Annotated in this window: 21 protein-coding genes and 1 pseudogene; 21 read left to right on the top strand and 1 reads right to left on the bottom strand. The window is 57.0% G+C overall.

Going from position 1 to position 24,569, the window contains the following annotated elements; translation table 11 throughout:
- The first annotated feature begins 622 nt into the window (after positions 1 to 622).
- The 20 genes and pseudogenes from C4S74_RS12755 to C4S74_RS12665 all read left to right on the top strand — a co-directional run bounded on the left by C4S74_RS12755 (position 623) and on the right by C4S74_RS12665 (position 21,096).
- Positions 623 to 1,390: a tyrosine-protein phosphatase gene (locus C4S74_RS12755; protein WP_103995707.1), complete on the top strand. Its 768-nt coding sequence runs from the start codon at positions 623 to 625 to the stop codon at positions 1,388 to 1,390.
- Between the two features lie 150 nt (positions 1,391 to 1,540).
- Entirely contained in the window at positions 1,541 to 2,296 is a 756-nt protein-coding gene (locus C4S74_RS12750; RefSeq protein ID WP_103995706.1) for a YveK family protein, read from the top strand.
- Positions 2,280 to 2,963, top strand: a complete 684-nt coding sequence (locus C4S74_RS12745; RefSeq protein WP_103995973.1) for a CpsD/CapB family tyrosine-protein kinase — start codon at positions 2,280 to 2,282, stop codon at positions 2,961 to 2,963. Before C4S74_RS12750 ends, C4S74_RS12745 begins: the two co-directional genes overlap by 17 nt.
- Before the next feature lie 84 nt (positions 2,964 to 3,047).
- Positions 3,048 to 4,883 (top strand): nucleoside-diphosphate sugar epimerase/dehydratase, encoded by a 1,836-nt coding sequence (locus C4S74_RS12740; RefSeq protein WP_103995705.1) that lies wholly within the window; start codon positions 3,048 to 3,050, stop codon positions 4,881 to 4,883.
- Between the two features lie 30 nt (positions 4,884 to 4,913).
- Positions 4,914 to 6,266: a flippase gene (locus tag C4S74_RS12735; protein WP_258042473.1), complete on the top strand. Its 1,353-nt coding sequence runs from the start codon at positions 4,914 to 4,916 to the stop codon at positions 6,264 to 6,266.
- A gap of 1 nt (position 6,267) precedes the next feature.
- Positions 6,268 to 7,488, top strand: a complete 1,221-nt coding sequence (locus tag C4S74_RS12730; protein ID WP_103995704.1) for a polysaccharide pyruvyl transferase family protein — start codon at positions 6,268 to 6,270, stop codon at positions 7,486 to 7,488.
- A complete protein-coding gene (locus C4S74_RS12725) occupies positions 7,478 to 8,611 on the top strand; it encodes a glycosyltransferase family 1 protein (RefSeq protein ID WP_103995703.1) in 1,134 nt (377 codons plus the stop codon). The genes C4S74_RS12730 and C4S74_RS12725 overlap by 11 nt, the downstream gene beginning before the upstream one ends.
- Before the next feature lie 70 nt (positions 8,612 to 8,681).
- On the top strand, positions 8,682 to 9,923 hold the full coding sequence (locus C4S74_RS12720; RefSeq protein ID WP_258042472.1) for a hypothetical protein: 1,242 nt from the start codon (positions 8,682 to 8,684) through the stop codon (positions 9,921 to 9,923).
- Complete coding sequence (locus C4S74_RS12715) at positions 9,835 to 10,437, top strand: acyltransferase (protein WP_103995702.1); 603 nt, start codon at positions 9,835 to 9,837, stop codon at positions 10,435 to 10,437. The genes C4S74_RS12720 and C4S74_RS12715 overlap by 89 nt, the downstream gene beginning before the upstream one ends.
- Positions 10,415 to 11,602, top strand: coding sequence for a glycosyltransferase family 4 protein (locus C4S74_RS12710; protein WP_103995701.1), 1,188 nt, complete (start codon positions 10,415 to 10,417; stop codon positions 11,600 to 11,602). Before C4S74_RS12715 ends, C4S74_RS12710 begins: the two co-directional genes overlap by 23 nt.
- A gap of 3 nt (positions 11,603 to 11,605) precedes the next feature.
- Positions 11,606 to 12,619, top strand: coding sequence for an NAD-dependent epimerase (locus tag C4S74_RS12705; protein WP_103995700.1), 1,014 nt, complete (start codon positions 11,606 to 11,608; stop codon positions 12,617 to 12,619).
- Between the two features lie 96 nt (positions 12,620 to 12,715).
- Positions 12,716 to 13,651, top strand: a pseudogene (locus C4S74_RS26995) (glycosyltransferase family 4 protein); the annotation flags it as partial.
- A gap of 117 nt (positions 13,652 to 13,768) precedes the next feature.
- Positions 13,769 to 14,449, top strand: coding sequence for a sugar transferase (locus C4S74_RS26990; protein ID WP_258042485.1), 681 nt, complete (start codon positions 13,769 to 13,771; stop codon positions 14,447 to 14,449).
- A complete protein-coding gene (locus C4S74_RS12695) occupies positions 14,446 to 15,081 on the top strand; it encodes an acetyltransferase (RefSeq protein ID WP_103995698.1) in 636 nt (211 codons plus the stop codon). The genes C4S74_RS26990 and C4S74_RS12695 overlap by 4 nt, the downstream gene beginning before the upstream one ends.
- Positions 15,082 to 15,446: 365 nt before the next feature.
- Positions 15,447 to 16,685 carry a DegT/DnrJ/EryC1/StrS aminotransferase family protein gene (locus tag C4S74_RS12690; RefSeq protein ID WP_103995697.1) on the top strand — a complete coding sequence of 413 codons (1,239 nt, stop codon included), beginning with the start codon at positions 15,447 to 15,449 and terminating at the stop codon, positions 16,683 to 16,685.
- Positions 16,686 to 16,723: 38 nt separating this feature from the next.
- Positions 16,724 to 17,635 carry a UTP--glucose-1-phosphate uridylyltransferase GalU gene (gene galU / locus C4S74_RS12685; protein WP_009672971.1) on the top strand — a complete coding sequence of 304 codons (912 nt, stop codon included), beginning with the start codon at positions 16,724 to 16,726 and terminating at the stop codon, positions 17,633 to 17,635.
- Position 17,636: 1 nt separating this feature from the next.
- A complete protein-coding gene (locus C4S74_RS12680) occupies positions 17,637 to 18,989 on the top strand; it encodes a UDP-glucose/GDP-mannose dehydrogenase family protein (RefSeq protein ID WP_103995696.1) in 1,353 nt (450 codons plus the stop codon).
- 22 nt (positions 18,990 to 19,011) lie between these two features.
- Positions 19,012 to 19,503, top strand: coding sequence for a VanZ family protein (locus C4S74_RS12675; protein WP_103995695.1), 492 nt, complete (start codon positions 19,012 to 19,014; stop codon positions 19,501 to 19,503).
- A complete protein-coding gene (locus C4S74_RS12670; protein ID WP_103995694.1) occupies positions 19,500 to 20,186 on the top strand; it encodes a hypothetical protein in 687 nt (228 codons plus the stop codon). The genes C4S74_RS12675 and C4S74_RS12670 overlap by 4 nt, the downstream gene beginning before the upstream one ends.
- A gap of 43 nt (positions 20,187 to 20,229) precedes the next feature.
- Entirely contained in the window at positions 20,230 to 21,096 is an 867-nt protein-coding gene (locus C4S74_RS12665; RefSeq protein ID WP_103995693.1) for a hypothetical protein, read from the top strand.
- 68 nt (positions 21,097 to 21,164) lie between these two features.
- On the opposite strand, the gene C4S74_RS26530 is transcribed toward C4S74_RS12665, so the two are convergent.
- On the bottom strand, positions 21,165 to 21,329 hold the full coding sequence (locus tag C4S74_RS26530) for a hypothetical protein (RefSeq protein WP_181024400.1): 165 nt from the start codon (positions 21,327 to 21,329) through the stop codon (positions 21,165 to 21,167).
- 497 nt (positions 21,330 to 21,826) lie between these two features.
- Here C4S74_RS26530 and C4S74_RS12660 point away from each other — a divergent pair, with 497 nt between their 5' ends.
- A complete protein-coding gene (locus C4S74_RS12660; protein WP_103995692.1) occupies positions 21,827 to 24,493 on the top strand; it encodes a valine--tRNA ligase in 2,667 nt (888 codons plus the stop codon).
- The last annotated feature ends 76 nt before the right edge of the window (positions 24,494 to 24,569 follow it).

Below are 24,569 nucleotides of genomic sequence, written 5' to 3'. Positions count from 1 at the left end.
TTTCCGCATGATAAGCACGTACCGGACGGGAATTTAGTAGCGGTATTGCCCGGAAGACTGGGACGGAAAAAGGGATTTTGTCCCGGTTTTCGGAAGAGGTAGGTACAAGCCGGGACTATTCCAAGTGAAATTGTGGGAATTAAATGTCCTTCTTTTTCCGCCCCTAAATCCGTCCCTAAGACCTAGCATAGTTACCCTGTCCCACCCCCAAATCGAAAATTGAGCCGAATGGCTTTCCCTGGGACCTGTCTTTGGTAGCAACTGTTAAAAATACGTTTACGACCCCCTGAAAGCCCGCGGAGCCAGTCTTTGACAAGCATCGGGGGACTTTTACCGTGGAAAAGAAACATGTACGGACGGTTACGGCGTAGAGACAAAGGTCTGATTCGTTGTACCTTACAAGTCTCCGAAGAAAGCATTTTAACCGTGAAATACTCGAAAAAAATTATAAATAACTGGAAAATGTGATAAATAAAAACAAAAACAAACAGGAAATCCAGCTCATACTTCGCTTTGCAAAATAAGCAGTAGTAACTACATGAATTTATAACTATACACCCTCATGCAATCCATACGATTTGTGACATAATTTTAGTAACATTCGGATCTGGAGGGAAAATGAATGATTGATATCCATACCCATATCCTTCACGGTCTGGATGATGGACCAGGCAGCCTGGAGCATTCACTCGAAATGGCGCGAATGGCGGTGTCGAATGGAATATCGACGGTATTCGCTACACCTCACCACCGGACAAGCCGATATTTCACCTCTCCCGCTGAAATAGAAGAAGCGGTGGCCGGATTGAATGCATCCTTGCTGGAGCATGGCATTCCGCTTCACGTTAAAAGCGGCCAGGAGATCCGCGTTACCCCGAATCTGATTGACGACTGGTACGAGGATACGCTGCTTACGCTCGGCGGAACCCGGTATCTGCTGATTGAATGTCCCGCATACTCCCTTCCCGGGGAGCTGGCCGAAATTTGCCACGAATGTTCGGTTTTGGGGCTCGTCCCCGTCATTGCGCACCCGGAGAGAAATGCGGAGGCTGCGGGAGATCCGGACAAGCTGCTGCGGCTGGCGGAATGGGGAGCGGTGTTTCAGCTTACCTCGGACTCCATCCTGGGTACGTTCGGCTCGAAAGTACAATCACTCGCTTACGAGCTATGCTCCCGCCGGCTGATCCATCTGGTTGCGTCGGATGCGCATGATCTGGTCCGCAGACCGTTCAGGCTGAGCGAAGCCTACGCGAAGATAGAAGCGAAGATAGGCCGTGATTACGCGGAATACTGCCGCCGCAACGCCATCCGGGTAGCGAACGATCTCCCCTTGGAAAAACTGGAGCCGGTCTCAAGCCGGCCGCGAAGGCTTTTTGCGATGTTCCGCTAGATGGCGCACCTTTGTGCTTTAAGGTTACAAAGCGGCAATTAACCATTGTTTTAATGCGATGAAGCGTATGAAGCGGCGGCCCGGCTGCACGAAAGCCTTCATCCGGGCCGCGTCGTACGAATACCAAAGGAAAGCGAGGGATTCAATTCAGTGAGTATAGATTTTGAAATTAAACGGTATTTGGCTGTCCTCCGTAAAAGACTGTGGCTCATTCTGCTGATCGTGGCGGCGGGTTGTCTCATTACCGGCGTCGTAAGCAAATATTACTTGAAGCCCGTTTATCAGGCTTCCACGAAGCTGATCGTGAACTCCCCTGCGGACAACCAGGGAATGCTGAGGCTCGATATGAATGCGATTAACACGAATATTTCCCTGATTCACACTTACAAAGAAATTATCAAAACGCCGGCGATTATGGATCTTGTCGTCAAGGAGCATCCGGAATACGGAGTGACCTCCGACGATCTTATGCGGCGCATCCAGTTCAGTTCGGTCAGCGATACGCAGATTTTTACGCTGAGTCTTGAAGATGCATCTTACTCCAAAGCGGCCCAGATGATTAACACGGTGGCGCAAATGTTTCAGAAGCAGATTCCGAACATTATGAAAATCGACAACGTCTTCGTGCTGCACGAAGCGGACCCGGCCAAAACGCCGGCGCCGGTCAAGCCGAATGTGCCGCTTAACGTGGCCATCAGCTTTCTGGCTTCGCTCATGTTTGCGATCGGACTCGTTTTCGCACTCGAATATTTCGACGACTCCTTGAAAACGGAGGAAGACGTGGAGCATTATCTCGGCCTTCCGACCCTTGTAGCCGTTCCGGAAATACGGGCCGGAGATATGAAGCCCAAACGCACCCCGCTGGGGAAGAAAGTAGGTGAAGCATCCGGTGTCCCAATCCAGTAAACAGCGGCCGATTATCGCCCACAGCAATCCCATGTCGCCGATATCCGAAACATACCGCACCCTGCGGACGAACATTCAATATTCCGGAGTGGACGGAGAAATCCGGACGCTGATGGTCACCTCGGCCAGCCCCTGGGAAGGGAAGTCCACCACCATCGACAACCTGGCCGTCGTGTACGCCCAGACGGACAAGAAGGTGCTGCTCATCGACGCGGACCTGCGCAAACCGACGGCTCACCGCACGTTCGGCCTCTCGAACCGCACCGGATTGACGGATGTGCTGACGCGGCAGGCCGAAGTGGAGGAAGCGCTCAAGGAGACGGACATTCCGGGCCTGTACGTCATGACCTGCGGCACCGTGCCGCCCAACCCGTCCGAGATTCTCGGTTCCCGGCGGATGACGGATCTGCTGGAGCGGCTTAAGCGGGAGTTCGACGTGATTCTGGTCGATACGCCTCCCGTTCTCGCCGTCAGCGACGCTCAGGTCGTGGCGACCCAGTGCGACGGCGTCGTGCTCGTCGTGAACGCGGGCGGCGTCAAACGCGAGCTGGTGCAGAAAGCGCGGGACAGCCTGCAGTTCGTCCATGCAAGGATACTGGGCGTCGTGCTGAATAAAGTCGCCCGCAAGGACGCCAAGATGAATACATATTACGACTACAGCAGCTGATTGGTTTGGGAAAAGGCGGCTTTATCCATTTAGATTCATCATCCTTTTATCAAAACGGTTTTCAACACTAAGGGAGGGGAAAAGATGAGTTATTCTAAACGGACGCCCATGCTAGTCCTGATCGACATGATTATCGTATGGGCGAGCATTTACCTGACTTTCCTGGCGCATTTCCGGGGCGGCATCCCGCAGGAAGTCATGAGTGTCATTATGCTCTACACACTGGTATCCGGTATCTCGCTGGCGTGCGCGATGTTCTACTTCCAGCTCTATAACCGGATCTGGCAGTATGCCAGCGTCGGTGAGATGGTAGCGATCGCCAAAGCGGTCATCGTATCTTGTCTGGTCTCGTATGCGGTGACATCGTTCTTGTCCGCGGGAGAGATTACGCTGTACATGTTCCTCCAGAATCTGAACGGCATCCTGCTGATGCTGGGCGGTTCACGATTTGTCTGGCGCGTGTTCTGCGACAATTTTTACGGCAGCTCAAGGTCCCGGGGCGGCAAACCCGCCCAAAGGACGCTTGTCGTCGGAGCCGGAAGCTGCGGCGTCATGTTCGTGAAGGAGCTTGCGCACAACGACAGCTTCATGATGAAGCCGGTCGCCTTCGTGGACGACGATCCCTACAAACAGAAGCTTCAGCTTCACGGCATACCGGTCATGGGGAACCGCCTCGATATTCCCCGGATCGTGGAAGAGCAGCGGATCGACGATATTATCATCGCGCTGCCTTCGGTGTCGAAGACGCAGATTTCGGACATTATCAATATTTGCAAAACGACGAAAGCCCGTCTGAAAATCATTCCGCACATCCAGGAATACATCCAGGGAAAAATGGCGGCGAACCAGATGCGCGACGTGCAGGTGGAAGACCTGCTCGGACGCGATCCGATCCAGACGGATTTACAAAATATCGCCGATTACGTACAGAACAAAATCGTGCTGGTCACCGGCGCGGGCGGGTCTATCGGCTCCGAGCTCTGCCGCCAGGTAGCCCCGTTCAAACCGGCCCGGCTGCTCCTGCTCGGCCACGGCGAGAACAGCATTTACGGCATCGAGATGGAAATGCGCCGGCTGTTCCCGAACCTGCCGATCGAAACGGTGATCGCCGATGTGCAGGACCGGACCCGTATTGCGGACGTGTTCCGCGAGTTCGGCCCGCAGGTCGTTTTCCACGCCGCAGCGCACAAGCATGTGCCGCTCATGGAGCGCAACCCGTCGGAGGCGATCAAGAACAACGTGTTCGGCAGCAAAAACGTCGCGGAATGCGCGGACGAATTCGGCGCGGAGCGTTTCGTGCTCATCTCCACGGACAAAGCGGTCAACCCGACGAGCATCATGGGAACGACCAAGCGGATCGCGGAAATGTTTATCCAGAGCCTGGACAAGCACAGCAAGACGAAATTCGTGGCCGTCCGTTTCGGGAACGTCCTGGGCAGCCGGGGCAGCGTGATCCCGAGATTCAAGGACCAAATCGCCCGGGGAGGCCCGGTGACGGTAACCCATCCCGAGATGGTGCGTTATTTTATGACCATTCCGGAAGCGGTGCAGCTCGTCATTCAGGCGGGGGCTTTCGCCAAGGGCGGCGAAGTGTTTATTCTCGACATGGGCAAACCAGTGAAAATCGTCGATCTGGCGACCGACCTGATCCGGCTTTCCGGCTACGAGCCGAACGTCGACATCGATATCGAATTTTCCGGCATCCGCGCCGGCGAGAAGCTGTACGAGGAGCTGCTGACCAGTGAGGAAGGCATGTCCTCCACGATGCACGACCGGATTTTTATCGGAAAGCCGATGAACATCAACCGGACCGAGCTGGAATTCGAAATGCGCCGTCTCGAACGCGTGCTCGGCAGCGATCCCGAGGAAATCCGCGCGCTGCTGCAGCATCTGGTGCCGACCTACCGCAATGTTTCTTAAAACTCAAGCAGGAATGGAATTGAATCCGGGATGAGTATGAATACAACCGCGAAACCACTTACACAGCGTTCTTTATCGAAAATGCTGATGAAAAGCAGCTCGCTGTCCTTCTTGGTTAACGTGGGAGGAATCGGCATCGCGCTGATTCTGCAAATCCTGCTGGCCAGACAGCTGGGCGCCGTCAGCTACGGCTACTATTCGTTCGTCACGACCGTAGTGACGTTCCTTGTTTTCCCGACGAAGCTCGGGTTCGACACCGCCATCGTACGCTACGTCTCGTCCTACCGGGCGCACGGGCAGTGGGCGGAGGTGAAAGGGCTGCTCCGCCGGGCGAATCAGATCACGGCGGGGCTGTCGCTGGCCGTTACGGTCATTTCGCTTCTCGTCGTGCTCCTGATGAGCGGGACCATGAACGGCGAACTGCTCTATACCTACATAGCCGGTCTGCTCGGCATACCGGTAATGGCCCTGGCCCTGCTCCGCCAAAGCTCCCTTCAGGCGCTGAAGGAGATGCTGCACGCGCAGCTGCCGGAGAAAATCATCCGCCCGGTCGTGTTCATCGCGCTGCTGTTCCTCTATAACGCCTTCGCGGAGTCGAAGGCGGGAGCGGGCGAGGCGATGCTGCTCTTCCTGGCCGCCATGGCCGTGTCTTACGCCATAGGCGCCTGGGTGCTCAAGCGCAGACTGACCCCGCAGACCCGGGATGCCGGCACCGCCTACAACACCCGCGAATGGGTGAACGTGTCCCTGTCGCTCATGTTTGTCTCGGGCATGTACCTTGTGCTGGGCCAGCTTAACGTGCTGATGCTCGGCTGGATGGAAGGGACGACCGAGGCGGGGATTTACGGGGCGGCCGTCCGGATCGCGACGCTCGTTTCGTTCGGCCTGACGGCCATCAACATGACGGCGGCTCCTTTTATTTCGGAGTCTTACGCCAAGAAGGACGACAAGCAGCTCCAGCAAGTGCTCAGTCTGAGCAACCTGGCGGGATTCCTGTTTGCGGGAGTCATCTACGTCGCCTTCCTGTTTCTGAACGATCCCATTCTCGGCCTGTTCGGAGAAGAGTTCAAACGGGGTTCGCTGGCCTTGCTGATTTTGTCCACCAGCCAGCTCGTCTCCGCTTTCAGCGGACAGACGGGTACGCTGATGACGATGACGGGGCAGCAGAAAACGCTGGGACGGATTTTGGCCGGTTCCGCCGTTCTGAACATTGTGCTGAACCTGGCTCTGATCCCTGCCTTCGGCATGCTGGGAGCGGCCGTTACGAATCTGCTCTGCACCGTCTGCTGGAAAACAGCCATGGTGATCGTCATCCGGCGGAAGCTGAATATTTCCATCGGAATGTTTGCCTGGATGACCGCCAACAAAAAGCGAGGGAATTAACGTGAAACATATATTGCTTGCGGGTGTGCCCCATTCGACGAATCTGGGAGACGGGCTTATCGCCATGACCGTCAATCAACTGATCCGCACGTGCGGGGAATATACCGTCACCAACTTCGATTTGACGGCCGGTCTGTACAAAGAACCCGCTGAGGGCGGCGGATCAACCCGGGAAACCGGTAAGCCCGCGTTAACGCGCGACTACAAACTGAACGAAGTCAGTGTGAAAAAAAAGCTGACGCCGGATTTTCTGCGCTACATGAAGTCGTATTCGGTCCATAAGCGCAAGGACGCCGTACTCGGCGAGCAGATCCGCGAGCTTGTCACCCGGGCGGATGCGGTGCTGATCGGCGGAGGGCATTTGTTTATCGACACGTACTTGTCGTTTCCTATCGCCATGCGCCGTCTGGTCCGGGAAGTGAAGAGACAGGGCAAGCCGCTGCATGTCGTGTTCGTCGGCATGAGAGGGCCCTGGAGCTTTCTGGCCCGGAAGTGGTTTACCGATATTTTGCATTACGCCAAAACGATTTCAGTCCGAGACGAAGATTCGCTGGCTTATTTACTTTCCATCGCCCCGTCTCTGGCGCACAAGGCCGTGGCTTTATCCGATCCGGCGCTGGTTACCCTAGAAGCATTTCCGGGAAGGCGCGCGGCCGGGGACGCAGGAGCCGTTACCGCCCGGACCATCGGACTTGGCATCATGGACCCCAATGAGATGAGGCGGCATTCCCCGTACCAGTGGGAACGGGACGATTGCGCGGATTGGTGGTACAGCCTGGCGAAAGGGGCGGCCGACGGCGGCAGCCGCGTCCGGGTCTTTACGAACGGAGCGGATACCGACAACGCCTTCGTGGAACGGTACGTCAAACCGCGGCTGGCCGGAATGCCCGGCGTGGAATTCGCCCCTTATCCGGACGATGTCGGGGATCTGGTGGAGAGCATCCGGGACTGCGATACGGTTATCGCGCAGCGCCTGCATGCGTGCATCCCGGCCATCTCCTTCGGCAAGCCTACCTACGGCATCGCCTGGGACAAGAAACTGGCAAGCATTTTTAAAGATCTGGGCCTTTCCGGGCACGTGCTCGATTTCCGTACGGACCCCAAAGCGGTGCTTGCCGGGCTTGTCCCGGAGAAGAGCCGCCAGGAAGGCTCCGTCCGGATCGTCAACCAGAAGAAACGGGAGCTTGTTACTTACGTCGGGAGGATTCTGCATGAAGCCTAAAACGAAAATTCTTCACGTCGTCGGAAAAATGCATCCCGGCGGGATCGAAACGTTATTGATGAACCTGTACCGGACGATTGACCGGGATAAATACGAATTTCATTTTGCCGTACAGTTTGAAGAAAAAGGATTTTACGATGACGAGATCATCGAGCTGGGAGGGCGCATCTTCAGGCAGCCCCATCCGAAAAAAGGGCTGCGCGCCTTCCGCCGTGCTTTCCTCGCCAACTTGAAGGAGCACGGGCCGTATCAGGTCGTGCACAGCCATATTTACCAGTTCAGCGGCTACGTGCTGAAGCTTGCGGGAGAGATGAACGTCCCGGTAAGAATCAGCCACAGCCACAACACGCACGACAGCAAGCGGGAATCGTGGCTGCGCAACTTGTACCGCAGGTATATGCGGGGATTGATCCGCAGCAACTCCACGACGATGCTCGGCTGCTCCCGCTCCGCCTGCGAAGCGCTTTTCGGGCCCGACTGCTGGCGGGACGAGCGGGTCGTCGTGTTCCCGAACTCGATCCAGGTGCAGCCTTACGGGCAGCTGGAGAGAGACCGCTCGGCTTACCGCAGAGCGGTCGGGGTCACGGACCCTCATGTGCCCGTGATCGGGCACATCGGCAGATTCAGCGAGCAGAAGAACCACCGGTTTCTGCTCGAAATCTTTGCCCGCTTCCTGCGGACCCGTCCGGACGCTCAGCTTGTGCTGATCGGGGACGGACCGCTGCGCAGCGAGATGGAAGCCCGGGTCCGCGAGCTGGGAATTGCGGACAACGTGCACCTGCTCGGGGTCCGCAAGAACATCCCCGAGCTGATCGGAGCCTTCGACCTCTTCCTGCTGCCTTCGCTGTACGAAGGACTCGGCATCGTGGTCATCGAGGCGCAGGCTGCGGGCGTTCCCTGCCTCATCTCCGATCAGGTGCCCGCAGAAGCGGACCTGAAGCTGGGGCTGGTCAGCCGCCTGTCCCTGAACGAACCGGCCGAGACGTGGGCCGGGGCGATCCGGGAGCAAACCTCCGGATCGCGGCTGGACTGGCCCGTCCGGCTGGAGGCGCTGCAGGAGTGCGGATACGACATTCAGACAAGTGTGCGGAGACTGGAGCGGATGTACGCTGCGGCGCCATAGCCCCGCAGCCGGGCTGCCGAAGGGAGCGCCTCCCCTTCGGAACCTGTTCGTGATCGGATATGTACTCCTTATGCTGCTTCTGGAAAAAGGAATTTTTCTGCTGGATGAGCGCATGGGGATCATTTCTTTTTTCGTTCTGCTGCTGCCGCTCTTCTGCATGATCCGTTGGCCGGATCAGCCGTTCCTGCTGTATATCGGCTTTTGCGTGATGCTGATTGGGAAGTTCGTTTATGCGCTCACGGCGACTCCCTTGGCGGGTCCCGACGAAAATCATTATTACGAGCAGGTCGTCACGTACCTGGGACTGAGTGATTTTCTGAATTACGCTTTTGAGCATATTTCGACTTACCTGTTCAATTCGTCGGCCTACCCGATTTTCGGGCTGATGTATATGCCGTTCTTTAAATTTCTGGACGTGTCCGATCCGCTTGTCATCATCACGTACAATTCGGTGATGCTGATCTGGATCGCTTATCTGATCTATGCGCTGAACCGGTCGTTTTTCGGCTATGAGCAGGCAAACCGCCGTTTGTATGAAGGCTGGATCATTCTGGGACTGTTCGTCAGCCCGTCGTTCATGATGATGACTTCGCTTTTCGCAAAAGACGTCACGTGTGTGGCGCTCGGCCTGTACTGCACACATCTGCTGCTGAAGCGGAAGTACGTACTGTTCCTGCTCGTCATGCTGTACGCGACCGGCCTGCGCGACTATGCCATCGTGTATACGCTTTGCTTTTACCTGCTGTTTACGAAAAGATTCAAAACCGCAGTCGCCATGCTGGCCGTATCGGCCGGGGTGCTCGCCGTCAAAATCGGCGGACTGGGCATCGTCAATGCGGTATTGCTGACGGCTTTCCTGTTCCTGAGCCCAAATCCCATAAATCTGGAAAATTGGGACACGAACGTGATGTACCGTTCCATGGAAGCCGTCGCGATGCTTGTAGGGCTTGCTTTTGCGGTGCTGATGTTTATCCGGTATAAAGAGACGAGGGCGTTTTACGGAATTGTCGTGGTGCTGCTTTTCGCTTATGCCTGCACGCTGGTGCTCGTCGGCTATATGACCGTAACGGGCCGCGATCTGGAATACGGCGTCGGCACGATCGGGGACAACATGGTGCGCAAGAAGCTGCCCATTCTGCCCCTGCTGTATATGTTTCAGGCCTATACGGCCGGCTGGACGCTGAAATGGCTGAAGTCTATCCGGGACAAAAGGAGAGGAATCCATGAGAGGCCGAGACCGGTTTCACAAATTCAAAACGGTGCTGAACATCGTCATCCGCATTCTCCGTCTCTTCCCGAGGCCGGCGCTTAAGTACGCCTGGACGCTGACCGATCTTCTGCCGGACACGGCGGGTGTGGCGATGCGGTACTGTCTGCTGAAGTGCCTGGCGCTGAGCTGCGGAGACAATGTCTTCGTCGGCCGGTCGGTGGAGATCAAATATTGGGAGCGCCTGCGGATCGGCAGCAATGTCAGCATCCACAAGCAGTGTTACCTGGACGCGTGCGGCGAGCTTCAGATCGACGATGAAGTGTCCATCGCGCACCAGAGTTCGCTGATTTCCTTCCAGCACAGCTGGGAGGACGAGTCTCTTCCCATCCGCGACAATCCGGTCGTTTGTTCCAAAATCCATATCCACCGGGATGTCTGGATCGGCTGCGGATGCAGGATCTTGGCGGGCGCGAGCATCGGAAGCCGTTCTATCGTCGCTGCGGGTGCCGTCGTAACAAGACCGGTTCCCTCCATGACAGTGGCGGCGGGCGTGCCGGCCAAAATCATTAAGTCAATCAGAAAAGAGGGTCACTATGAACGTTCTGTGGGCACATGATCATACGTTTTACTTTACGGATTCGGGGAAATTTTACTCAAGCGGCAAGCTGCCTTACGCCGTATGGGAGAGGTATCTTTCCGTATTCGACTCTCTCACGGTCGTGTCCCGGGGCAAGAGAATGACCTCCGCCCATGAAATGGAGAAGAAAAGCTTGTCGAGCGGAGCGGGCGTCAATTTTATCGTCCTGCCCTCCCTCAGCAATCCCGTTAATAAAATTACGAAAAAAGGCTACGTCGAGCGCGTGCTGACGGAAGCGGTCATGAAAGCGGACGCGGTGATCGCCCGTCTGCCGAGCGAAATCGGCTCCGAAGCGATCGCCATTGCGAAGAAGCTGGGCAAGCCGTTTGCGGTCGAAGTGGTCGCCTGCGCCTGGGACGGTTTGTGGAACTATGGCAGTATGCAGGGCAAGCTGTATGCGCCGATCGCCACGTGGAAAACGAAGTCCGACGTCAAGGAAGCTCCCTACGCGATTTATGTGACGGAACAATTTTTGCAGAAAAGGTACCCGTGCCCGAGCGGCCGCACTCAGTCGTGCTCGAACGTCGAGCTTCCCGAGATGGGCGAAGACGTGCTGCAGCGCAGGCTGGAGCGGATCCGCAGCATGAAAACGCCGGTCACCATCGGTTTGATCGGTTCGTTAAACGGCAAAACTAAGGGCATCGACACCGCCTTGAACGCGCTGGCGCGGATCAAAGGCCAACTGCCCCCATTCAAGTTCCGCATTCTCGGGGACGGGGACAAGTCGCGCTGGATCGCGATGGCGGGCAGCCTCGGGCTGCAGGAGAACGTCCAGTTCGACGGCGTCCTTCCGAGCGGCAGTGCGGTGTTCGGCTGGCTGGACAGCGTGGATATCTACATCCAGCCGAGCTTTCAGGAAGGACTTCCCCGCGCCACGATTGAAGCGATGGGAAGGGGCTGTCCCGTAATCGGCTCGACGGCCGGGGGGATTCCCGAGCTTCTCGACCCGGGCTGCCTGTTCAAGCCGGGCCAGGACAAACAGCTTGCGGCTCTGCTTACGGGAACGGTCATCAACCGGGACTGGATGCTGGAGCAGGCAAGCCGGAATTTTGCCAAAGCGGCTAATTTCACCAAGACGAAGCTGGACCGCGACCGCAGCGAGTTCTGGCAGTCTTTTCATCAATATGTAAGCAGGGGAGTGTAGGCAGTGTCTATTCTGATCACCGGATCGGCCGGTTTTATCGGCTACCATTTGGCTTTAAGACTGCTGGAAAGCGGGGCGGAGGTAGTCGGTTACGACAATCTCAACGATTACTATGCCGTAACGCTCAAACAGGACAGGCTGAAGCAGCTTCAAAATTACCCGAATTATCATCATTATACGGCTGATTTATGCGACCACGAGCAGCTTAACCGGGTGTTCGGCGAGCATAATATCCGGGTGGCCGTCAATCTTGCCGCTCAAGCGGGCGTAAGATACAGCCTCGAGAACCCGAGGGCGTATGCCGATTCGAATCTGACCGGATTTCTGAACGTCCTGGAAGCGTGCCGGACTTACAAAATCGATCATCTCATCTATGCGTCCTCCAGCTCCGTATACGGCGCCAATACCAAAATGCCGTTCTCGACGGACGATTCGGTCGACCATCCCGTCAGCCTGTATGCGGCTACCAAAAAAGCGAACGAGCTGATGGCTCATTCTTACAGCCACCTGTATGGGATTCCGGTGACGGGGCTGCGCTTCTTTACGGTATACGGACCGTGGGGGCGTCCGGATATGGCGTATTTCTCTTTTACCCGCAACATTCTCGAAGGCAAGCCCATTCAAGTGTTTAATGAAGGCAAAATGCGGCGCGACTTTACGTATATCGACGATATCGTCGAGGGCATCGTGAGGCTGCTGGACCGTCCGCCCGTGCCGAACAAGGACTGGGACCGGGAAAATCCCGACCCGAGCACGAGCTACGCGCCTTATAAAGTGTACAACATCGGCAACAATTCGCCGGTTGAGCTCATGACGTTTATCCGGACGCTGGAAGAGAGCCTGGGTACGAGGGCGGATATCGAGTTCAAGCCCATGCAGCCTGGTGACGTAAAGGCGACTTTCGCGGATATCGATGCTCTGCAGAGAGATGTCGGATTCCGTCCGTCGACGCCCATTTCGGAAGGGCTTAAGAAGTTCGCCGACTGGTATGTCGGGTATTACGGGTCCGGATCTTAAAGCAAACGCATCTAAGTCGGAAAGGGGAGGCTTCGCTTGAGCAAAATCGCCCATATTTGTACGTCGGCTATCTCTCACAAAATTTTGGCGGACAAAATGTCCGTCCTGCAGCGGGCCGGGCATGAAGTCCACCTGATTTCATCTCCGGAAGGCTACGATGAGCAGGCGATGAAGAACAGCGGACTCAAACTGAAGTTCGTGCAGATGAACCGCAAAATACGTCCGGTGGAAGATGTGCGTTCGATCCTCCGGATGAGACGGCTTATCAAGCGCGAAGGCTATGACATCGTCCATACCCATACGGCCAAGGCGGGAATTATCGGACGAGCCGCCGCCTGGCTGGCCCGCACTCCGGTCATTATGCATACGAGCCACGGCCTGCCGTTCTATGAAGGCCAGTCCAAGACGGCTTATACGATTTACCGGACACTTGAAAAAATCGGCACGTACTTCTGCGACGCGCTTGCTTCCCAGAACCGGGAAGATATGCCGAAGCTTCAGTCTCTGAACGCGGGCAAGATCGTGTACTACGAAGGCAACGGCGTCGATCTGGACAAGCTGGACAAGGCGGCCGGCAAAATCAGCCGGGAAGAGCTGGAAACGTTAAAGGCGACCTACGGTGTCCCGCAAAACAAGACCGTTCTGCTCATGGGTGCGAGAATGGAGCCGGTGAAGGATCATCATTTTCTGCTGGACGCGCTTGCCCTGCTGAAAAGCCAGGGAATCACGGATTTCGTTTGTCTGCTGGCGGGCAAAGGGCCGCTGGAAAAGCAGATTCTCGAACGGATCGCCGAGCTCGGCCTGCAGAAGGAAGTGCTGCTGATCGGGCACCGTTCCGACCTGTATGCTTTTCTGAAAATGGCCGACATCGTCGTCCTGACTTCCGAGAAAGAAGGCATTCCGCGTTTTCTGATGGAAGCGATGGCTTTTTCCAAACCCGTGGTCGCAAGCGATGTGCTCGGTACGCGGGAGCTGGTCCGGCATGAAGATACGGGCCTGCTCGTTCCTTACAAAAATACGGGGGCGCTCGCCAAAGCGTTCCGGACACTCATCGAGAACAAAGCGTACGGCACCATGCTGGGCCAGGGCGGACGGTGCAGAATCGAGCGGGAATTCACCGAGCAGATCGTCGTCGAACGACTAGAAACGATGTACAAAGAGCTTCGCGCGGGAAAAAAAGAAAAGAGCCGCATCGGAAGATGGCTGGGACATGCCGTCCTGCGTACGGCGGATCTTGCCATCGCACTGCCTCTGGTGCTTCTGCTGCTTCCGGTCTACGCGGTCGTCGGACTTCTTGTCCGGATGAAGCTGGGGTCACCGGTGCTGTTCAAGCAGAAACGGCCGGGACGTTTCGGTCAGCCGTTCTACGTCTACAAGTACCGGACGATGACCGACAAAAGAGATTCATTCGGAAATCTTCTTCCCGACGAAGTCAGGCTTACCGCATTCGGCAAATTGCTGCGCAAGCTCAGCCTGGACGAAATTCCGCAGCTTTTGAACGTGATCAAGGGCGATATGAGTCTGGTCGGTCCAAGGCCGCTGCTGATGGAGTATATGGACCTGTATACCGATGAGCAGAAGCGGCGCCACTGGGTACGTCCCGGGATTACGGGGTGGGCGCAGGTGAACGGGCGTAACGCGATCTCATGGGAAGACAAGTTCAGACTCGACGTGTGGTACGTCGACAACCGCTCCTTCCGCCTTTACGTCAAAATTCTTCTGCTGACCGCCGTTAAAGTCGTCCGCAGGGAAGGCGTGTCGCAGGAAGGACAGGCCACGACGAACAAGTACACCGGAAGCGCCGCCTCCGGTATCGGAAGCTCGTCGTGAACAGGCTTCTCCTGATCGGCGACGGCGGCCACGCCAAGGTTGTGCGCGACATCGCGCGGGCCGGCGGGCGCTACGAGCTGGCCGCCGTGCTCGATGACCGCTATACGGCCCCGGCCGCCGGAGCGGACGGCCTGCTCCGCGGACCGGTTGCGCTGGCCGCCCGCATGCTCGCGGAAGACGAAGACCTGCGCGTCTTCGTCGCCATCGGCGGCTGCGCGGTGCGCCGCAGGGTCGCCGAATCGCTCGGCGCCCAGCCCGGCCGCTTCGCGCTGCTGATCCATCCCCGCGCCGTCGTGAGCGGGGACGCGAGCCTGGCGCCCGGCACCGCCGTGATGCCGGGCGCGGTCGTCAACGCGGGGGCCCGGATCGGCGCCCACGCGATCGTCAACACCGGCGCAGTCGTGGAGCACGACTGCGTGATCGGCGACTACGCGCATGTGTCGCCGAACGCGGCTCTGGCGGGCGGTGTCGCCGTGGGAGCCGGGGCGCACATCGGCATCGGCGCCTCCGTGATCCAGGGTCTCGCCGTCGGCGAGTGGAGCACGCTGGGCGCCGGAGCCGTGGCCGTGCGCGATATTCCCGCCGGATGCACGGCGGCGGGCGTGCCTGCCCGGGTGATCCGGCAGGCGTGAGCGGCTGAGCGGTCCGAACGCCGTGCAGGCGCAGTGGGCGCCTGGGGTTCGCACGCGTTGCATTGACCCGTCAGGGGCGGGGTACTGTAGGCGGGGGTGCCGCTTCGCGGGTGCCGAGCGAGCTGTCCGGCAGCGTGCCCGTTTGCGGACGGCCTGCGTCATGCCGCACCGCAGGCGCACCGGGAGCTGAGCCGCACTGCACTCGGTGCAAGCGGATTTATTGCAAGGATTCCAATTCTGGTTTTATAAATCGTGTACCGCACTGAAAGAACGGAGGTCTAAACCGTCCGAAACGTGCAGATGACGGTAGAACACTCTTACTCCATTTCAACGAATGACCGGATCAATCAAAAGGAGGACCGAATATGGCCGCACAGCTACAAACTCATTCTTCACCGGCCCGCGCCGCACAGCTGCAAACAGGTGCCGTTCCGGGCACCACGGATGGTCTGCCGGGAACCGGCCGGAGCCGTATTCTCCTGTCTCCTCCGCATATCGGCGAGGAGGAGCAGAAGTTCGTCCGCGAAGCGTTCGAGACGAACTGGATCGCTCCGCTCGGACCGAACGTGGACGCGTTCGAAGCCGAGCTGGCGGCTTACACCGGCTCGAAGGGAGCCGTGGCCCTCAGCTCCGGCACCGCCGGTATCCATCAGGCGCTGCGTCTTCTAGGCGTAGGCCCGGGCGACCGCGTCCTGTGCTCTTCGCTCACGTTCGTCGCCAGCGTCAACCCGATCATGTACCAGGGTGCGGAGCCTGTGCTGATCGACTCGGACGAAGCGACCTGGAACATGTCGCCGGCTGCCTTGGAGCGGGCACTCGCCGAGTCGAAACGGGAAGGACGACTGCCCAAAGCGGCGGTCGTCGTCAACCTCTACGGCCAGAGCGCGGACATGCTGCCGCTTCTGGAACTGCTCGACGCCTACGGCGTTCCCGTTGTTGAGGATGCGGCTGAGTCGCTCGGAGCGACCTGTTCCGGCCGGTCGAGCGGAACGCTCGGACGTTTCGGCGTCTACTCGTTCAACGGCAACAAGATCATTACAACCTCCGGCGGAGGCATGCTGGTGTCGGACGACCTGGAAGCCTTGGAGAAGGCCCGCTTCTGGGCGACGCAGGCGAGAGACCAGGCTCCCCATTACCAGCACAGCGAGGTCGGCTACAACTACCGGCTGAGCAACATTCTCGCCGGTGTCGGGCGCGGGCAGCTGCGTGTGCTGGATGAGCGCGTGAACGCCCGCCGGGCCGTGTTCGACCGGTACCGCGAGGCGCTTGGCGGCATCGAGGGCGTCTCGTTTATGCCCGAGGCTCCGTACGGGCGTTCCACGCGCTGGCTGACCGCGCTTACGGTCGATCCGGCCGCCGCCGGCATCACGACGGAACAGCTTATCGCGCGCCTGGCGGACGAGAACGTGGAGTCCCGGCCGGTATGGAAGCCGATGCACCGGCAGCCGCTGTACGGTAAGTGCGCCTACTACCCGCACGAAGAGGGAACAAGCGTGTCCGACCGCTTGTTCGAACAAGGCTTGTGCCTGCCTTCCGGTTCAAGTCTCAGCGAATCGGATCAGGATTTTGTCATCGGCATTCTGCTTCACGCTTTGAACGCTTAGAGCGACCCGCAGTTAACGACCATAAGGAGGAATGAATCATGAAAGTGCGTAAAGCGATAATTCCGGCGGCAGGTCTCGGTACCCGTTTTCTGCCAGCTACGAAAGCCCAACCGAAGGAAATGCTCCCGATCGTGGACAAACCGACGATCCAATACATTATCGAGGAAGCCATTTCGTCCGGCATCGAAGATATTCTGATTATCAGCGGACGGGGCAAGCGCGCGATTGAAGATCATTTCGACAAGTCGTTCGAACTGGAAGAAACCCTAGACAAGAAGGGTAAACACGGAGAACTTAAACAAATTCAAGCCATTTCAGATATGGCGAATATTCATTATATCCGGCAAAAAGAACCGAAGGGTCTCGGTCACGCCATCTGGTGCGCCCGCAGCTTCGTCGGCAACGAGCCGTTCGCCGTTCTGCTCGGCGACGACATCGTGCAGTCCGAAGAGCCCTGCCTGAAGCAGCTGCTCCGCATTCATTCCCGCTACTCCTCGTCCGTCGTGGGCGTGCAGCGGGTCAGCGACGAGGATGTTTCCAAGTACGGTGTAATCGCGCCGAGAGGTTCCTCCATTGAGCCTGATGTCTTTTTCCTGGAAACGCTCGTGGAAAAACCTTCGCGTAAAGCGGCTCCTTCCAACTATGCGATTATGGGACGCTATGTGCTGACTCCGGAAATTTTTGAAATTCTGGAAAATCAGGCGCCGGGAGCGGGCGGCGAAATTCAGCTGACGGATGCGATCCGCAGGCTGAACGAGCAGAAGCCTGTTGTCGCCTACAACTTCTCGGGCGTCCGTTACGATGTCGGAGACAAATTCGGCTTTATCAAAGCCACCCTGGATTTCGCTCTTCAGCGCGAGGATTTACAGCAGGATTTGCTGGGCTACATTCAATCGGTTCACGAGCAGCATGCTGCGCTTCACAATCCTATCAGTAAGGTGGCGAAGTAGAATGGAAAAAATTACAGTAGTCGGCAGTGGTTATGTAGGGCTTGTTTCCGGAACTTGTTTCTCTGAAATCGGCAACCGGGTTATATGCTGCGACGTCGATCCGTTCAAAATCGCGATGCTGCGCAAAGGCGAAATTCCGATTTACGAGCCGGGTCTCAAAGAGCTGGTGAAGAAAAACGTCGATGCCGACCGTCTGTTTTTTACTTCCGAAATCGGCGACGCCATCGAAGCGTCGGACATCATTTACATCGCGGTCGGGACGCCGATGGGCGAAAACGGCGAAGCCGATATGCGCTATGTGCACGAGGTTGCCCGTACGATCGGCCAACATTTGAACAGCTACAAAATTATCGTGAACAAAAGCACGGTTCCCGTCGGAACCGGGGAGCAGGTCCGGCAGATTATTATGGAAAACCGGAAAAACCGGTTCGTCCAGTTCGACGTCGTTTCCAATCCCGAGTTTCTACGGGAAGGATCTGCCATCGAGGACTGCATGAACATGGAGCGTGCCGTTATCGGCGCCACGAGCGACAAGGCGGCCAAGCGGATCGCCGATCTTCACGCCCCTTTCCGCACCCGCATCTTCCAGACGAATCTGGAGAGCGCGGAAATGATCAAATATGCCGCCAACGCTTTTCTGGCCACCAAGATTTCTTTTATCAACGGAATCGCCAACGTCTGCGAACGTGTCGGCGCCGACGTCACTTCCGTTGCCGCAGGTATGGGTCTGGACAGCCGGATCGGCGCTAAATTCCTGCAGGCGGGCATCGGCTACGGGGGAAGCTGCTTCCCCAAAGACACCTTCGCGCTTTCTTATATCGCCGAAGAAGCTGGTTTCGATTTCTCTCTGCTGAAATCGGTTATCGCAGCCAACGACGAACAGCGGCTCGTCGTCGTGGACAAATTGAAGCAGGCGCTCGGCTGCCTGGAAGGCAAAAAGATCGGTGTTCTCGGACTAGCCTTCAAGCCGAACACCGACGATATGCGCTATGCCCCGTCCTTGACGATTATTCCGGAACTGGTCCGGCTCGGCGCCTCCGTACGTGCCTACGATCCTATCGCGATGCAGGCCGCGCGAAATCAGATCGCCGAGTATTACGAAGATTTCGAGACGCTTGAAGAAGCGCTGGAAGGCTGCGATGCCTGCCTCATTCTGACGGAATGGAGCGAAATCGTCGAAATGGATCTGGCCCGGGTGAAACAACTGCTGACGGCCCCGATTATCGTGGACGGGCGCAACTGTTTCTCCGTCCGGGAGATGAAGGAGCGGGAGTTCGTTTATTATTCCGTCGGGCGTCCCGCCGTCACAACCGGAAGCGCAAATGCCAGTGCGGCCAAAACCGTCTCGCTCTAAGCTTTTATGGATTTTGCCTGTATTGCTGTGGACGCTGCTCGTCTTCCATTGGTCTCATCAATCGTTTCGCGAGCAGAGCATACAGCCTTTATTGCATAAACTTTTCACAAAGGAGGAGATTCATGACTACATCCCGCAGGTGACGGTGCGCTATCACCATACGATTATCCGGGCGCAGTCCGATCCGATGCGGTTCATCGAATTTATTTTCCGTAAAACAGCTCATCTGGTTGTTTATGCCGTACTTGCCGCACTTGCGTACCGGGCTCTTTCTCTTATGGAAAACCGGCGCGGAAAGCGGCTGCTCTTTTCCTTGCTGTATGTCATCGCTTTCGCGACGGGCGATGAATGGGTTCAATCGGCTGCAGCAATGCGTACCAGCGCAATACAGGATGTTGTCTTGGATACAGCCGGAGGCTTGGCGGGACTGGCGGCAGCCGTGTGGGCGGTGCCTGGGGGAATTCGGCTCTGGCGGGCAGGCAACCGGATTAAAAGGCGGGAGGCCGGGAGATGAACAAACGACGCCGCTTGTTCCTTTGGCTGGGGATAGGTATTCTTTTAGCGGGAATGGCGGGAAGTTTTGCCGCGGTCATGATTTCGGATGAGATAATCCGGACGGCGGCCTCCGCCGGCATAGGGCGGGAGGACACCGAATCGGAAGTGCCCGGCAGGGACGCGCCCGGCAGCCGCCCGGTTCCGGGCGGCGGGGTGCCGGCTTTGCCCGGTACGTACGCGCAGGACGGCTCCCGTCCGCAGGAGGCTTTCCCGGGCGTAAAAGCCGCGCCGGGCAGCGGGGAAGCTCCTGCATCTGGGGCGCCGTCCGCCAAGCCGTCCCCGAGTGAGGCAGAGCGCCGAGCGTCCGGACCGGCGGAGGCCGTAAGGGGGAGCGGAAGCGCGAAGACCCGCTCCCAAGACCCGGCAGCCATACCGGCGGACCGGGCCGAGCGCGTACGCGGGGAGATTTCCTGGGCAGAGCGGATGAAAATTACATCCGTACTGCTGAAACGGCTGCAGGCAAGCGACATCAAGCAGCTAAGCCTCCTGATGCAGGACGGTGTGTCACGCGAGGAAAAGAAAAAGGCGAAGGCGATTATTCTGGCCAAACTGAGCGAAGACGAGTATAACGAGCTGATCGCCATTGCGGGCAAATACGGCTTGAGCAAAGGCAAATCGTACCGGCAGTCCGTTAACGAGTAAGCTTTGGTTCCGGCAGAACGCCCGCCAAGAGGAGAGTGTAAGTGTGAAAAAGTTAAATAAAGCGCTCGTGGCCGCACTGCTGCTGGCCCTGTTATCCCCGGCTTTCCAGCCGGGACAGGCGAATGCGCAAGCGGAGGTCAACCAGAATGCCCGTGCGAGTTTCGATCAGCTCGCCAATAACGTGTGGGGCTTCCTGAATGAATACCTGCTCCCGATTCTTACGGGCGGCAATCAGAAGTTCCCTATCCCTAAGCCGGAGACTAAGCCTGTCCCGACACCAGTTCCAACACCGGTCCCAACACCGGTTCCGGATTCCGGTAACGGGAAAGGGCAGAATAACGGAAACGGCCAGGACAAAGGTCCGGACAAGGACGCCGACAAAGGCAGCCAGACCGGTGGCAACGGCCAAGATAAAGGAAACAACGGCAACAATGGCAACAACGGCAACAACGGCAACAATGGAAACAACGGAAACAACGGAAACAACGGCCAAGGGAATGGCCAGGGCAACGGTAACGGAAATAACGGAAACAACGGCAACGGCAATGGCAATGGCAACAATGGCCAAGGTAACGGCAACGGCGGCAAGGACCGTGACGACCGGTACGACTCCATCAACAAAGAAACGATTCAAAAGCTGAATGCGCTGAAATCGGCGTGCCAGCGTGATCTCGTTTCTTACGCGATCCAGTTTTCACAGGCCACGACAACGCATCAGAAATCCACTCTTTATAAGGAAGCTTCCGAGCGTTTCGCCCAGTGCGTGTCCGATTTCAGGGATATTGTGGGCAGTGCCCAGAATACGCTTCAGAATGAAGGATTCAGCACCGACATTATCAACGAGTATCAACGTGAGTACGATATTCAGATGGAGACAGGCCGCATGCTTCTTGATACCATCGTGAAGTAAAAGGTACGGCCGGTGACGCATCCAGCGTTGCCGGTTTTTTACGTCTTTTTTTCGCAAACCTACTATTATTAATAGACGTCCAGAAGAAACCCGAGATAGGCCAAAAAAAGCACGAACAAAAGAAAAACATCCAGGCCGTTGGGAAAGATCAGCGTGCGGACAAACTGAATGCAGATGAGCGGGAAAAGCACGCCCCGAACGGTGTACCGGGTTTTCCACCACCATTTTTGCATGAGTATCCCCCTCAGATAATAAAAATTTCCGCTACCAGTTTATGCGGGCGCCTTCATGGATATGATGAGTAATAGCCTTTTCGCATTGAAAAGATTGACGTTTTTGGTCCGTTTGGTTTATCATAAAGTGTAATTTAACGGTTTGCTTTACAAACATTTTTCATTACGTTGAATCGACGTGGATGGGGAGTAGTAGACGGCGAGCCCTTCAGAGAGTGGAATTGCAGCGCTGGAAGGTTCCACAGGGAAACAAACGGCCGTACGAAGTCGCCCCGGAGTTGTTTGCGTGAGCACTCATCCGCTTTAAGGCGGAAAAGTGTAGCGTGAACCGGCCCGCACCGTTATATGCGTCTCAAGTGTCACGTTTCGCTCGTATCGGGAGCAGGCGTGAAATGAAGGTGGTACCACGGAAGCACATCCTTTCGTCCTTTGCGGCGAAGGGATTTTTTTGTTAGCTGGAGCAGCTGCGCAAGGTACTTGAATGGAGGAAATGGACTATGGCAGAAACAAGCGATAAAAACTCGGTATCCATGCCGACAACCTACGATCCCTCGCAAAGCGAGAAAAAATGGTACGACTACTGGATTTCTAACGGATATTTCCGTGCCGGACAACGTCCGGACGCGGAAACTTATACGATTGTAATCCCGCCGCCGAACGTAACGGGAATGCTGCACCTGGGCCATGCGCTCGATTTTACGCTGCAGGATATTCTGGTGCGTACGAAGCGGATGCAGGGCTATGACGCTCTCTGGCTTCCGGGCTCCGACCACGCGGGCATCGCCACACAAACCAAGGTGGAGCAGAAGCTGCGCGAAGAAGGGCTTTCCCGCTACGACCTCGGACGGGAGAAGTTCCTGGAGAAAGTGTGGGAATGGAAAGACCTTTATGCGGAAACTATCCGCGAGCAGTGGGCGAAAATGGGCTTTTCCCTCGACTATTCCCGTGAACGGTTTACGCTCGACGAAGGCTTGTCCAAAGCCGTGCGCGAAGTTTTCGTGAGCCTGTACAACAAGGGCCTTATTTACCGCGGAAAATACATTATTAACTGGGACCCGAAAGCGCGGACCGCTTTGTCCGACATCGAGGTTGAATACAAAGAAATCCAGGGCAATCTGTATCATCTCGTTTATCCGCTTAAAGACGGCAGCGGCTCCATTACGGTAGCGACTACCCGTCCCGAAACGATGCTTGGCGATACGGCCGTTGCCGTTCATCCGGAAGACGAGCGTTACAAGCATATGATCGGAAAAATGCTCGTGCTGCCGGTGGTCGGCCGTGAAATTCCGGTGATCGCCGACGAGTACGTCGAGAAAGATTTCGGCAGCGGCGCGGTTAAAATCACACCGGCGCATGATCCGAACGACTTCGAAGTAGGCAAGCGCCACGACCTGCCGCAAATTCTCGTGATGGACGAATCCGGCACGATGAATGCGAACGCGGGCCCTTACCAGGGACTGGACCGTGCGGACTGCCGCAAGAAAATCGTCGCCGACCTGCAGGAGCAGGGAGTCCTCGTCAAAATCGAGGAACACGTGCATCAGGTCGGACACAGCGAGCGCAGCGGCGCCGTCGTAGAGCCTTACTTGTCCACGCAGTGGTTCGTGAAAATGCAGCCGCTTGCCGAGCGCGCCATTGAAGCGCAGAAGAACGGCACCGGCGTCAATTTCGTTCCGGACCGCTTCGAGAAAATCTACCTGCAGTGGATCGAAAATGTACGCGACTGGTGCATTTCCCGCCAGCTCTGGTGGGGACACCGCATTCCGGCCTGGTACTGCGCGGACTGCGGCGAAGTGACCGTCGCTCAGCAGGACGCTCATGCCTGCGGGCACTGCGGAAGCGAGAATATCCGTCAGGACGAGGATGTCCTGGATACCTGGTTCTCCTCCGCGCTGTGGCCGTTCTCGACACTCGGCTGGCCGGAGCAGACGGAAGATTTGCAGCGCTACTATCCGACGAATGTGCTTGTGACCGGCTATGACATTATTTATTTCTGGGTCGCCCGCATGATTTTCAGCGGTCTGGAATTTACGGATCAGGTTCCGTTTAAAGACGTACTTCTGCACGGCCTCATCCGCGACTCGGAAGGCCGTAAAATGTCCAAATCGCTGGGCAACGGCGTCGATCCTCTGGAAATTATCGAGAAATACGGCGCGGATGCGATGCGCTATATGCTTTCGACTTCGAGCACGCCGGGACAGGATCTGCGCTTCCGTATCGAACGCGTGGAGCAGACGCGCAACTTCGCGAACAAGATTTGGAACGCTTCGCGCTTTGCGCTGATGAATCTCGAAGGCTTCACGGCCGCGGACATCGATCTGAGCGGCAAGCTCGGAACGGCCGACCGCTGGATTCTGCACCGCCTGAACGAAACGGCACGCGATGTGACCCGGCTGATCGACCAATACGAATTCGGCGAAACCGGCCGTCTGCTGTACAACTTCATTTGGGACGATCTGTGCGACTGGTACATCGAGTTCAGCAAGCTCTCCCTGTACGGGGAGGACGAAGCGGCCAAGAAAACGACGAAATCCGTGCTGGCCTATGTGCTTGACCGGACGCAGCGCCTGATTCACCCGTTCATGCCGTTCATCTCGGAAGAGATCTGGCAGCATCTGCCGCACGAAGGCGATACGATTACGCTGGCCGCCTGGCCGGTGTACGATGCGCAGTTCGAAGCGCCGGAGGCAGTGCGCGAGATGGAGCTGCTCATGGACATTATCCGCTCCGTGCGCAACATCCGTGCGGAAGTGAACGTTCCGATGAGCAAGAAAATCGAGCTGCTCGTCAAGCCTTCCGGCCAGGACGTGGAGACGATTCTTTCCCGCAACGAAGAGTATCTCCGCCGTTTCTGCAGCACTTCGGAGCTGAGCATTTCCGCAGGCTTGGCGTCGCCCGATAAGGCGATGACGGCTGTCGTGACGGGAGCGGAGCTATTCCTGCCGCTCGCGGGACTTATCGACATTGCCCAGGAAGTGGCCCGTCTGGAGAAGGAAATGCAGACGCTCATCGGAGAAGTGACCCGGATCGAGAAGAAGCTTTCCAATGAGGGCTTCATCGCCAAAGCTCCGGCCAAAGTCATTGAGGAAGAAAAAGCGAAAATGGCCGACTACGCGGACAAGCGCGACAAAGTCGTTGCCCGTCTGGCCGAATTGAAAGCCTAAGCCTGCATTATATCGCGGTGCACCCGTCCGGTTTGGCGGGGAGCACCGCGATTCACATCAATCAAAGGGATGATAG

It is taken from the genome of Paenibacillus sp. UNC499MF, from assembly GCF_900107975.1.
Lineage (GTDB): Bacteria > Bacillota > Bacilli > Paenibacillales > NBRC-103111 > Paenibacillus_F.
This window is presented reverse-complemented; position numbering and strand designations above follow the sequence as displayed.